This is a genomic window from Massilia sp. Se16.2.3, assembly GCF_014171595.1.
GTDB lineage: Bacteria > Pseudomonadota > Gammaproteobacteria > Burkholderiales > Burkholderiaceae_D > Telluria.
The window spans coordinates 4,846,640-4,859,174 of the sequence record NZ_CP050451.1 but is presented as its reverse complement, the minus strand read 5'-3'; the positions used below and the strand labels follow the sequence as shown (position 1 = coordinate 4,859,174).

Sequence of the window (12,535 nt, the reverse complement as noted above, 5' to 3'; positions counted from 1 at the left end):
AGTGCACGCAGGCATTAGAAGCCGAATGTCAAGCCGGCTTCGAGGTGGCGCACCGTGCGCTTCGAATCGGGCGTGCGGATCTTGCCGTAGTCGTTGTACTCCAGCGTCAGCGCGGCGTGCGGCGTCAGTTGGTAGGCCGTGCCGACGCCGAACATCGCGCTGCCGTCGTGGTACTTCGTGGACGTGGCGCCGATGCTCTCCTCCTGGAAGTGACGCACCGCGCCCAGCTTGCCCGTGAGCGACCAGGCGTCGTTGAGGCGATAGCTGCCGCGCGCCGCGAGGTAGACCAGGTTGGCCCGCAGGGCCGCATCCTGGGGCGCCCCGGTCTCGGCCTTGTCGAAAGTCGCTTTCTCGTAAGCGCCCCATCCGCCTTCCAGTGCAAAGTGATCGTTGAAGGCGTAGCCGCCGTACAGCTTGCCGAACATGACTTTTTCGTCGGCGTTCGGGCTGCCCGGTCTTTCCTGGTAGCGCCAGGTCGCGCCGGCGGCGACTGTCGCGCCGACATAGGCTTGCTGGGCCTGGGCGGTGGAGGCGAACAGGCTGGCGGCGATCAGGGTGGACAAGAGGGATTTGGTCATGGTGCTGTTTCCTGAGATGGTGGAGACCAGATTCTAGGAAAGCACAGCGATCGGCACATGTGCCATCGGTCATGCATACGAAACCTGGGGTAGGCGGCCATGGCCCGGTTCTCTGCACGAACGCGGCCCCGGCGGCGCCTGCGCGTTCAGGCGGCTCCAGAAGCCTCGCGACCGATCACCCGCCGCTTGAACGCGCAGGCGGCGCTCGCAGCCCGGATGATCCGGCAGCCGGGTATAGCCGCCTACCCTACGACCGCGAAGCGGCGGGCATCGTCAGCGCAGCAGCTTCAGCCCCGGCGGCAGCGCCTCGCCCAGCATGCGCGTCTCGCTCGCCTGGTCGAGCTCCACGACCTCGCGCACCATGGCGATCCAGTTGGCAGGCGCGCCGATCGTTTGCAATCGGCGCAGCACCTCGGCGCGTACCGCTTCGCCGATGTCGCGCGAGCGGTCGCCCGTCATGCGGGCAATGTGGCTGGCCGCAAAACCGGCCGGCTCGACCTTCTTCCAGTCCAGCTTCAACAGCTCGCCCAGCCACGCCTCGGCGACCGCGGGCGCGGCCACTTCGTGCGCGCTCGCGTGGAAGGACTGGCGCGCCCCGACGCGGCCCAGCGCCCACAGGTAGCGGGTGTAGGCCGCCGCCGTCTTCGCATCGAGTTTGGCGGCGGAGCCGGGAATCGCACGGACCTGTTCCATCATCCAGTTGCCGATCTCCGCCTTGTACGCAGAAGGAATGCGCTCGAGCGATGCGCCCAGGCGCAGCATGTCGTCCTCGCTGCCGTCGACCAGGGTAACAGGGCGCTTGCCGCGTTCCGAGGCATCGGCCTGCAAATTGAAGGCGAAATCATCCAGCAGGCGCAGCTGCGCCTGCGTATCCAGGCCGCCGGCCACGCGCCGCCACAGGGTCCACCATTCGGCGCGCACCTGGGTGTCCTTGTGGTACTGCACCCCGGTCTCGAACATGGCCCACAGCTGCTCGATGCGCCAGCCGTCGAGCGGGTCGCCGAAGCCCGGGCGCAGGCAGTAGCCGGCCAGGTTCAGCCAGGCGCGCTCGTGTTCGGCGGAGCGCCGCCGGCCCTTCGCCCGTTCCATCAACGCGTCGAACAGGCGCCGCAGCAGGGGCGTGGCCCAGCGCTCGCGCGCGCCCAGCAGATGTTCCAGGCTGGCCCTCAGCTGGCGCACTTCCTTCGGGTCGACCGCTTTCGAGCGGGTGCCGAAGACGCGGTCGATCCTGTCGATGGCCGCGTCCAGTTGCGGCGGCAGGGTTTCGGCCTCGCTGGGCGCGTCTTCAGGCGTGCTGTCGGCCGCGCGCAGTTCGAACGCAAGCTGCCAGCGTCCGCTGCCGTCTTCGGCCACGCAATGCACTTCCAGCGCGCCCACTTCGCTCAGGGTCGTCACCAGCTGTACGGCGACGTCGGTGCGTGCGCTGCTGCCTGGTGCCGCGCGCAGGACAGTCGCGATCGGCGGCAGGCGCACGACCTCGCCAGGCGCCAGGTCGACCAGGTCGCCCGGCCGTGGCGCGGCGTGATCGGCCACGGTCGACACCAGGTGGAAGCGCACCGGCCGCCCCAGGCGCAGCGCGAAGCTGCGTTCGGCCAGGCGCGCCTCAAACGCGGCCGGCGTGCCGCGCGGGAGCAGGCACACGGCGCGCAGCATGCCGTTCGACGCCCGCTCGCCTTCCAGCAGCAGGTAGTAGCTGCGCGCGGCACCGCTTTCGATGGCGGGCGCGGCGCCCTGGCGCGCCAGCGAATAGGCGACGCCGCCTCTGGCCACGGCCACATCCGGATTGTCGTTGTGGAGCACACGCAGCGGCTGCCCGCCAGCCCTGCCAGCGTGTCCTGCAGGCGCTGCGCCAGCGCCTGGCCGCGGAACACGCCGCCGTTGAGCAGCAGGGTGTCCGGCACGGGCAGGGCGGTGTCGTCCCCAGGCAGGCCCAGCGCCTCGCGCGCGGCACCCGCATGCTGGCGCAGGAAGCTGGCCAGATGCCGCGTGACGGCTGGGTCGCTCGCATACGGCAGGCCGAATTCGACGATGCCGGCGCGCGCGCGTTTGGCGTCGTCCTGGCTGTCGTTGAGCGGGAAGAAGCCGTCCAGCACCACGCGTTCGATGTCGTCGCGGCGCAGTTCGGCCTTGCGGCTGGCGCCGATCAGGCGCGAACCGCTTCCGAGCAGCGTGACCGTCACCTGTGCCGGCGCGTCCGCTGCCAGCAGCTGTTCCTTGGCCGCGCGGCAGCGCTCGGTGAGCTGGGACAGGCGGGCGGCGCTCAGGCGCTGGCGCTGCGCCCCGCTGCCTTCCTGTTCGGCCATGCGCGCCTCGACCAGGTGGGCCAGCGCCAGGTCCATGTTGTCGCCGCCCAGGGATCAGGTGGTTGCCCACGCCGATGCGGGTGAGCTTCGGTTCGCCGTCCTCGAGTGCGGCCTTGACGAGACTGAAGTCGGTGGTGCCGCCGCCGACGTCGGCCACCAGCACCAGGCGTGCGTCTGCCAGATCCTCGGCCAGCGTCGCGCGATGACGGTACAGCCAGTCGTAGAGTGCCGCCTGCGGTTCTTCCAGCAGGCGTACGTCCGGCAGGCCGGCCAGCCGCGCCGCTTCCGGGGTCAGCGCGCGCGCGCCTTCATCAAAGGATGCCGGCACCGTCAGGACCACCTGCTGGCGTTCGAGCGGATGGCCGGGAAAGCGCGTGTTCCAGTTGGCGCGCAGGTGGGCCAGGTAGCTGGCGCTGGCCGCCACCGGCGACACCTTCGGTACTTCAGGCTCGGCACCCCAGGGCAGGATGGGCGCCATGCGGTCCACGCCCGGATGCGACAGCCAGCTCTTGGCGCTGGCGACCAGGCGCCCGGGCGTCCCCGCGCCGAGCGTGCGCGCCAGGCGGCCAAGGGCGACCAGCGGCACGCCCGCCACGTCGGGCTGCTGCCGGGGCAGCTGCAAATCGCCGGCGGCAAGTTCACCCTCGAAAGGATGGTAGCGGTTCGAGGGCAGCAGGGGCTGGGCAGCCACTTCGCCCGGAGCGACCAGCTGGTCGATGGCGAAGAGTTTCACCTCGGCCGCGCCAGGCGCGGCATAGGCCAGCACCGTGTTGGTGGTGCCGAGGTCGATGCTGACCAGGTAGGTGCTCACCGTTCAGCGCTTACTGAGCCGCGCTGTGGCGCACGTCGAATTCGACCTTCCAGCGCTGGCCTTCCGGCGACTGCGCCACCAGTTCGAGCGTTCCCGCCTCCGTGGCCAGCGCATGCAGGCGCACCTGCACCACGTCGCCCGGCGTGCGGCCATCTGCCGGCAGCGTGGCCTGGATCTCGTTCAGTTCCTGCAGCTCGTCCGGCCCCCAGAAGTCCAGCACTTCGCCGATGCGGTCCTGGCGCCGCGTGGTCGAGCCGAAGAAGCGGAAGTGCACGGGCTCGCCCACTACCAGGCCGAATTCCTGGCCCGGCAGTTCGAGCTCGGATCCTTCTTCCATGCCGAAGGGCGCCACGCACAGGGCCTGGATCGGCGGCTCCATGCCGGGAATGGCCGGCATCGACGACTCCACGCCGACATAATAGGAGCGCGCGGTGCCGCCGCGGATGCGGACGCCGCCGCCACGGCGGGCATAGCTGTAATAGGCCGCACCGCGTGCCACCGCCAGGTCGAGGTCCGCCCCTTCGAGCATGCGCGCGGGCTCGGCGCCTTCCATATACAGCCAGTCGTTGATGGTGTCCATCACGCGCTGGGCCAGGATGGCGGACTTGAACACGCCGCCGTTGAACAGCACCGCGCTCGGGTGCAGGAAGGTCGGTCCGCCGTCGCGGTGTTCGGGCTTGACGCGGCCTTCGAAACCTTGCAGTTCGGCAGTCGCTCCGGCCTGGCGCGCAAGGAAGGCGGCCAGGTGGCGGGTGACGGCGGCGTCCCGGGCATACGGCAGGCCGAGTTGCGTGAGACCGGCACGCGCACGCACGGCTGGCCGTGCGCTTGCCTCCACGCGGGGAAGAAGCCGTCCGTGATGAAAGTGGTGACTTCCTCGCGCGTGAGTTCGGTGCGGATCGAACCGCCGATGAGTTTCGAGCCGCGGCTGGGCACGACGATCGGCCAGGCGCCGGCGTTCGCGTCGGCCAGCAGGTGTTCCTTGGCGCCGCGGCAGCCGTAGGTCAGGGCGCGCATCTGCCAGGCGTCGAGTTGGGTGCCATTCGCCGCGAGTTTGCGCGCCACCAGGTGGGCCAGCGCCAGGTCCATGTTGTCGCCGCCCAGCAGGATGTGGTCGCCGACGGCGACGCGGTGCGGCTCCAGCGTGCCCTCGCGTTCCGGATGGCGATCAGCGAAAAGTCGCTGGTGCCGCCGCCCACGTCCACCACCAGCACGATGTCGCCGGCCTTGACCTGCTTGCGCCAGGCGCCGCCGCTGCCCTGGATCCAGCTGTAGAGAGCCGCCTGCGGCTCTTCCAGCAGGGTGGCCGAGCTGTAGCCGGCATTGCGCGCCGCTTCCGCGGTCAGTACGCGCGCGCCCGGATCGAAGGAGGCGGGGATGGTGACGGTGACCTGTTGCTGGTCGAACGGTGCTTCCGGGTGGGCCTGGTCCCATGCGCGGCGCAGGTGCTGCAGGTAACGCGTGGAGGCGTCCAGCGGCGAGACGCGCGTGACTTCTTCCGGCGCGTCCGCGGGCAGGATGGCGGCGCGGCGGTCCACGCCGGGGTGGCACAGCCAGCTCTTGGCCGACGACACCAGGCGGATCGGCGTGGTCGCGCCGCGGCTGCGCGCCATCTCACCGGCGACAGCCAGCTCGCCCTCCGTATTCCGGGGCAGTGCCAGTTCGCCCGGCGCCAGTTCGTCCGGGTGCGGCAGGTAGAGGAAGGAGGGGCAGCAATGGCAGCGCCTCGACGGTGCCGGGCGCGGTCAGCTGCGGCACTGGCAGCACGCCGTGCGCGGTCTTCTCGCCGTCGGAGGCTTCCAGGTCGACCCAGGACAGCGCGCTGTGCGTCGTGCCCAGGTCGATGCCGATGGCGTAGCGCGCGCTCACAGTTCCACCTCGGCGGGAGCGAGAACGGTCGCGTCGTGCTCCTGGGCCAGCTGCGGCAGGCGGACCTCAAGGGCGCGCCAGCCGCGGTGCGACAGGGTGCCCTTGAACGGGGCCTTGCCGACCACGTTGCCGGTCAGGCGCACGCTGGCGGCATCGAAACCTTCCTCCGGGGTGACGCGCGCGCCCTCGGCTTCGGCACGCACGGGGCGATCGTGAAGTGTTCCTTCAGCACGCGCGCGCAGCCCTCGTGGACGACGCGGGCCGCCGCGCCGATGTCGGCATCGGCGTAGGCGGCCAGGTTTTCGTGGGCGAAGTCGACCAGGCGCGCTTCGCGCTGCAGCAGGGTCAGGAGCTGCAGGGCGGCGTCCGGGGTCGCGACCCGCAGCGGAGCCGGGGCGGGAGCGGGAGCGGGAGCAGGCGCGGCCTGCACGGGTGGCGCGGCAACGGGGCCGACCTCGTCGTCACGCACGCGGGCGGCGAATTCGGCGTCGCCGATGGTCTTGAAGAAGGTGCCGAAAGCCAGGGAGAGCCGGCTCCAGAAAGAGGGCAGTTGGGTCGGTGTGCTCATTCTTATGTTCTGTAAGGTGAAGGACGGGCGCGCTGTCCGACAACGTTGTCGGACAAACGCCGGGCCGGCGTCCGGACAAACGCGAATGATACCAGTTCACCCATTCGCGGGCGCCACGCGTGGCTGCTGTCCGGTGGCGCGCCGCGGCAGGGAAACCTGCCTCGCTGGCGCCGCCACGCGGCCGGAGAGGCGCGCACGCTAGCGCCGCGTACGGTCGCGAACTGCTGCGGGTGGTACACTGTTGGTCATATTTCCCACGATCATCGCGCTTTCCCGCGGTTCCGCCCCCTCGCCACCCACCATCGCATGAGGCAGAAATGAGCACCACCGTTTGGCCCGCCTGTGCTGGGGCAACCGCCGCCCGGTACGCGGCCACGACTGGAGCGGCACCTCGCTGGGCGCGCCGGCAGGCTGGCCGCAGGCGCTGCGCACCATGGTGGACATGGTGCTGCGCTCGCCGATCGCGATGGTGCTGGCCTGGGGGCCGGAGCATGTCCTGATCTATAACGACAGCTACGCCGTCGTTGCCGGTGCCCGTCATCCGGCCATGTTCGGCCTGCCGGTGCTGGCTGCCTGGCCGGAGGCGCGCGAATTCAACGACAGCGTCTTTTCCGCCTGCTACGCGGGTGAAGAACGTGTCTTTCGCGACCAGCATTTCGTGCTCGAGCGCGACGGCGAGCCGGAGGAAGCCTGGTTCGACCTGTATTACTCGCCGGTCGTCGGCGACGATGGACGGGTAGCCGGGGTGGTCTCGACGGTGATCGAAACCACGGCGCGTGTCTGCAGCGAGCGCCAGCGTGCGCGCGAACAGGAGCACCTGGCCCGGGTCAACGCCGACCTCGACGCCTTGCGCCTGCGGCTCGAGCGCGCCAACCGCCAGCTCGCCGGCGACATGGACTTCCTCAACGCCCTGTTCCGCCAGGCGCCCAGCTTCATGGCGGTGGTCACGGGACCGGATCACGTGTTCGAGCTGGCCAACGATGCCTACCTGCGGCTGGTCCAGCACCGCCAGGTGCTGGGCAAGTCCGTGCGCCAGGCCCTGCCGGAAATCGTCGAGCAGGGCTTGATCGATGTGCTCGACCGGGTGCGGGCGACAGGCGAACCCTTCCACGCCAAGGGCCTCGACGTCCAGATCGACAGCGGCGACGGAGGTGCGGTGCGCCGCATCCTGAATTTCGTATATCAGCCGCTCAGGGATGCCGCTGGCAATATCTACGGCATTTTCGTCGAGGGCGTCGACATCACCGAACACGCGCTGACCGAGGAACGCCTGCGCGTAGCCCAGGAGGCGGGCGAGATCGGTACTTTCGAGTGGTATCCGTCCACCGGCGAGGTCATCGTGTCCGATGCCTACCGCCGCCTGTGGGGCTTTGCGCCCGATGCCGACATTAGTGCCGACATCCTGATGCGCCATATCGTGCCGACCGATGCGCACCTGTCGGGACCGAAGCGCCTGGCCACCGACGCCAATCCGATCGCCTATGCCGAGTTCCAGATCACCCGCGTCGACACGGGCGAACAACGCTGGATTGCGCGCCGCGGCCAGCCGGTCGCGTCGACCGTGGCGGGCGAACAGCGCTACCTGGGCGTGGCCTTCGACATCACCGAACGCAAGCGCACCGAAGAAAGCCTGCGCCAGGCCGAGATCGCGCTGCGCGAACTGAACGGGGCGCTCGAGCGCAAGGTCGTGCTCGAGGAAACCGAGCGCTTCAAGGTGGAAGAGGCGCTGCGCCAGGCACAGAAAATGGAAGCGGTGGGCCAGCTGGCCAGCGGCGTCGCCCACGATTTCAACAACGTCCTGCAGATCATCTCGAGCAACCTGCAATTGATGGAGCTCGATGGCGTCAGCAGCACATTGGGCGCGCGCGTGACGAACGCGGTGGCCGCCGTCGAGCGCGGCTCGAAGCTGTCCTCGCAGCTGCTCGCCTTCGCGCGCCGCCAGCCCCTGCAGCCCCTGGTGACCCATCTCGGCCAGCTGCTGGCGGAGATGGCTTCGCTGCTGGCGCGGGCGCTGGGCGACCGCATCGAGATCGCGCGCGAGGAAGCCGGGGGCCTGTGGAACGTCGAGGTCGACCGCAACCAGCTCGAGAACGCCATCCTGAACATGGCGATCAATGCGCGCGACGCGATGGGCGGCGAGGGCCGGCTGGCCATCGGCCTGGCCAACGTGCGCCTGGACGGTGCTGCCGGCGGCGAGCACGTGTGCCTGTCGATCACCGACACCGGCTGCGGCATGCCGCCCGAAGTCCAGGCCAAGATCTTCGACCCCTTCTACACGACCAAGGCCCCGGGCAAGGGAACGGGCCTGGGCATGAGCATGGTCTACGGCTTCGTCAAGCAGAGCGGCGGCGAAATCCGCATCGAGAGCCGGCCGGGCCAGGGCACCACCATCCTGATCTACCTGCCGCGCGCGCATGGCGCCGTGGTGCACGAGCGCGACATCGAACACGTCAGCCTGCACGGCGCCGGCGAAACCATCCTGGTCGTCGACGACGATGCGGCCGTGGTGGCATCGACCACGGAAATCCTGAAGGGCCTCGGCTACGACGTGCTGTGTGCCGGCGACGGCCAGGCGGCGCTGGCGATACTCGAGAGCGGCGTGGCGGTCGACCTGCTGTTCACCGACCTGTCGATGCCCGGCACGGTCGACTGCGCGGCGCTGGTGGCGCGCTGCCGCGTGCTTGCCCCCCGGCACCGAAATCCTGCTGACCTCCGGGCACCTGCCCGACGGCGTGTTCGACGTCGATATCGAGCTGCTGCCCAAGCCTTATGGCCGGGCGCAGCTGGCGCGCGCGGTGCGCGCACGCCTGCTCGATGGCGGCCACCTACCCGGTGCGCCGGCGCCGCTGCCGGCCGCGGCTGCCGCCTGCATGCCCGCGGAGCCGTCCTTCGGGCCGGGCACGCTGGCGCTGGAAACGCCGGATGGGCGGTCCATCCTCGTGGTCGAGGACGACCAGGACACGCGCGAGCTGGCCTGCGAGCTGCTCTGCGCGCTCGGCCATGCCGCCAGCGGCAGCGGCTCGGCCGAGCAGGCGCTCGCGCTGCTGCGCGAGCGTCCCGTCGACATCCTGTTCACCGACCTGAACCTGCCGGGCATGTCCGGGATCGAACTGGCCACGCGTGCGATCGCGCTGCAGCCGACGCTGAAGGTGATCCTGGCCTCGGGCGAGGGCGGCACTATCGCGCTGCCCGCCGACAGTCCCATCATGCTGCTCCCCAAACCCTACGACCTGCTGCAGCTGCAGGTGAGCATCGCCGAGCTGACGCCGGTGCCGCCAGCCCTGTGCGGCTGAGCGAACGGGTGCCCGCCATGCCGAACCAGACCCGCGACGCCCGCCTGCTGCTCATCGACGACCAGCCTTTCAATGCCGACCTGGTGCGCGGAATGCTCGCGTCCGAACCGGACATTGCCGTCGACTACCTGATTGACCCGGCGCGCGCGCTCGCGTATGCGCAAGCCTGCGCGCCGACGGTGATCCTGGTCGACCTGCACATGCCGATGATCGACGGGCTGGAAGTCATCCGCGAGCTGAAAGCGCACCCGCAGCTGGCTGACGTGCCCATCATCATGGTGTCCTCGAACGACAACCCGGGGACGAAAGCGCAGGGCTTTGCCGCCGGGGCCATGGATTACCTCGTCAAATGGCCGGACCGTATCGAACTGGCCGCGCGCATTCGCGCACACACCCGGGCCTACCGCACGATCGTCGAGCGCGACCAGGCACGCCGCGCCTTCGAAGACAGCCAGGCCGCCCTGCTGCAGCGGGAGCGAGGAACTGGCGGCGGCGCAGGCCTCGCTGCACGAGGCGCAGAAAATGGAAGCGCTGGGCGAACTGACGAGCGGCATCGCGCACGATTTCAACGACGTCCTGCACCTGATCAGCGGACACCTGCAGTTGCTGCGCATCGCGCACCGCACCCACGAGCCGACGCTGCGCCGGCTCGACGCCGCCGCCGATGGCGTGCGCCGCGGCGCCACGCTGGCCTCGCAGATGCTGGCTTTCGCCCGGCGCCAGCGCTTGCAGCCGGCCCTGCTCCGGGTCGATGCGCTCCTCTTCGGCATGGAAGAGCGCCTGCGCGAAGCCCCGGGTGGACGCGGCTTGCGCATCGCCGTCGACGGCGCCTGTCCGGCGGTTGCGCTCGACCAGGCCGAATTCGGCAAGACGATGCTGCACCCGGTGCGCAATGCCGCCGAGGCGATGGGACCGGAAGGGCAGCTGGCGATCGAGCTGGCGCCCGCGGCTGCCCCCGGCAGCGGCGGCGAAACCGATGCGGCAGGCTGGCTGCGCATCCGCCTGGCCGACAACGGCGCCGGCATGACGCCGGAAGTGCAGCGGCGCGCCTTCGAACCCTTCTTTTTTCGACCAAGGCCGGCAATCGCCGTTCCGGCATTGGCCTCAGCCTGGCCTTCGGCTTCGTCACGCAAAGCGGCGGCCAGATCGACCTGGTCCAGCACGCCCGGCCAGGGCAGCGTCGTGACCCTGTATTTTCCGGCAGCGCCGGAGCAGGTTGCGGACAACGGCGCGGGAACGGGCGCGGCGCCGGTGCGGACCGTGCTGGTGGTCGAGGACGAGGACGCGGTGCGCAGCGCCAGTGTCGAGGTGCTGCGCAAACTCGGCTTGTGCGTGCTCGAGGCGGCCGATGGCGAAACCGCCCTCGGCCTGATCCGCCAGAAGCTGCCGATCGACCTGCTGTTCACCGACATCGTGATGCCGGGGGCCACGCGCGGCCAGGACCTGGCGCTGGCCGCCGCCGAGCATCTGCCGGATGCGAAGGTGCTGTTCGCCTCGGGCTATCCGGGCGAGGTCGGCCGCGACGACGCCGTTTTCCAGCGCGTACCCCTGCTGCGCAAGCCGTATCGGCTGGACGAGATGACACGGCTGGTGCAAGGCCTGCTGCTCGCTGAGCGGACGGCGAAGGACACCGCCGACTAGGCGGCGCTGCGCCCGCACGGGGCCGCGTGGATGCCGCCCATGCTGGCGATCCTTGCCGTTATCATGGTCGAGCAGATCCAATTCATTTGAGAATGGTCAGGCGCTCTAAATAGATTTCGCCTATCGGGCTTCAAATGAATTCCGATTGATCTTCCTGCCGGTGTGGTTAATGTGGTGAACAGGCCTGGGTTTGGCCGGGCATCCAATTAACCGGGAGGAATACATGGCTTTCAGCCTATTCGATTCAAAAGGTACGCCGATCGAGAATCAGCGCTATACCTGGCGCGACATGGTGCGCGCGCCGATCAGCAAGCTCGACGACGATGCCTTCACCCGCGTCCGGGTCATCATGATGAACGGCATCGAGGTCGAAGCGCTGCGCTTCTCGCACATGGCGGCGCGCTTCAACAAGGACCTGCGCCTGCCGCTGGCGCTGATCCGCCGTTCGGAGCAGCACCAGGCCACGATGATCAACTGGCTGCTGTCCGCCGACCATTCGCCGCTCGAAATCACCATCGCCTACGAGCAGGTGGCCATCGAGCTGACCGCCGCCGTCGCCCAGCGCGAGCCCGATCCTTACCTGGCCCAGACCTACCGCTATGGCCTGCTGGAGGATTTCGACCACCTCTACCGCTATTCGGCGCTGCTCGACCGGCTCGAGGGCAAGGACCCGAACAACATCACCCAGAGCTATACCGACATCGTGCCGGCGCGGCCGACCTGGGAACACCACCGCTACCCGACGGACGACCCGGTCAACCACTACGACCGCACCAATGCGCACATGCTCAGCAAGCTGCACGCGCTGACCATCACCTCGACCGAGCAGCAGACCCACAACTACTACATGAACGTCGGTCCGGTGTTTTCCGATCCGATCGCGCGCCAGCTGTACGCCGAGATCGCCTCCGTCGAGGAGCAGCACGTGACCCAGTACGAGTCGATGCTCGACCCCTCGGAAACCTGGCTCGAGCAATGGGTGCTGCATGAAGCCAACGAGTGCTACAACTACTACAGCTGCGTCGAGTCCGAGACCAACCCGCGCATCAAAGCCATCTGGGAGCGTTTCCTCGACTACGAGCTGGGCCACTTCCATGCCGCCTGCGAGGCTTTCAGGACCTACGAACGGCGCGACCCGTCCGAGATCATCACCGCACCCTTCGAGCGCCCCATCGAGCTGAAGAGCCAGCGCGATTTCTACCGCCAGGTGCTGGTCGACGAGGTCGACTTGCGCCGGATGGGCCCGCAATTCGTGCCGAAGGCCCAGGAGAGCCAGGCCAGCATCGACTACCGCGCCATGCTGCACAGCGAAGGGGAGCCGAGCGGCCCGGTCTCGGCAGGCTACATCTGGACGCCCGGCACCGAACTGATGGCGCGCGACGGTGCCAGCGGGGCCACCATCCCGACCGGCACGGTGGCCGCGGCCCAGCGCCCGGCCAGCGGCATGACGGCGCACTGAGTCCGCATCGACA

At 69.2% G+C, this 12,535-nt stretch carries 4 protein-coding genes and 5 pseudogenes; 5 read left to right on the top strand and 4 right to left on the bottom strand.

Annotation, left to right across the window (positions count from 1 at the left end; genetic code table 11):
* Positions 1 to 14: 14 nt before the first annotated feature.
* The 4 genes and pseudogenes from G4G31_RS22255 to G4G31_RS22240 form a co-directional block, all read right to left on the bottom strand.
* Positions 15 to 578 (bottom strand): porin family protein, encoded by a 564-nt coding sequence (locus G4G31_RS22255; RefSeq protein ID WP_182989429.1) that lies wholly within the window; start codon positions 576 to 578, stop codon positions 15 to 17.
* A 273-nt stretch (positions 579 to 851) separates the two neighbouring features.
* Positions 852 to 3,692: pseudogene (locus tag G4G31_RS22250) on the bottom strand (Hsp70 family protein).
* Between the two features lie 10 nt (positions 3,693 to 3,702).
* A pseudogene (locus G4G31_RS22245) lies at positions 3,703 to 5,561 on the bottom strand (Hsp70 family protein).
* Positions 5,558 to 6,129: pseudogene (locus G4G31_RS22240) on the bottom strand (DUF2760 domain-containing protein). Before G4G31_RS22240 ends, G4G31_RS22245 begins: the two co-directional pseudogenes overlap by 4 nt.
* A 433-nt stretch (positions 6,130 to 6,562) precedes the next feature.
* Between G4G31_RS22240 and G4G31_RS22230 the strand changes: the two are divergent.
* From G4G31_RS22230 to G4G31_RS22210, 5 genes and pseudogenes are all read left to right on the top strand, one after another.
* A pseudogene (locus G4G31_RS22230) lies at positions 6,563 to 8,716 on the top strand (ATP-binding protein); the annotation flags it as partial.
* A gap of 94 nt (positions 8,717 to 8,810) precedes the next feature.
* Positions 8,811 to 9,422 (top strand): response regulator, encoded by a 612-nt coding sequence (locus G4G31_RS22225; RefSeq protein ID WP_182989428.1) that lies wholly within the window; start codon positions 8,811 to 8,813, stop codon positions 9,420 to 9,422.
* A gap of 17 nt (positions 9,423 to 9,439) precedes the next feature.
* Positions 9,440 to 9,760, top strand: a pseudogene (locus G4G31_RS29530) (response regulator); the annotation flags it as partial.
* Positions 9,761 to 9,944: 184 nt separating this feature from the next.
* Positions 9,945 to 11,063 (top strand): response regulator, encoded by a 1,119-nt coding sequence (locus tag G4G31_RS22215; protein WP_182989427.1) that lies wholly within the window; start codon positions 9,945 to 9,947, stop codon positions 11,061 to 11,063.
* Between the two features lie 223 nt (positions 11,064 to 11,286).
* Entirely contained in the window at positions 11,287 to 12,522 is a 1,236-nt protein-coding gene (locus G4G31_RS22210) for a hypothetical protein (RefSeq protein ID WP_229425189.1), read from the top strand.
* Positions 12,523 to 12,535 lie beyond the last annotated feature (13 nt).

Excerpts from the sequence above, each read along its gene's own strand:
- G4G31_RS22210 (WP_229425189.1), top strand. The coding sequence starts at position 11,287 with ATGGCTTTCAGCCTATTCGATTCAAAAGGTACGCCGATCGAGAATCAG.
- G4G31_RS22255 (WP_182989429.1), bottom strand. The coding sequence starts at position 578 with ATGACCAAATCCCTCTTGTCCACCCTGATCGCCGCCAGCCTGTTCGCC.
- G4G31_RS22215 (WP_182989427.1), top strand. The coding sequence starts at position 9,945 with ATGGAAGCGCTGGGCGAACTGACGAGCGGCATCGCGCACGATTTCAAC.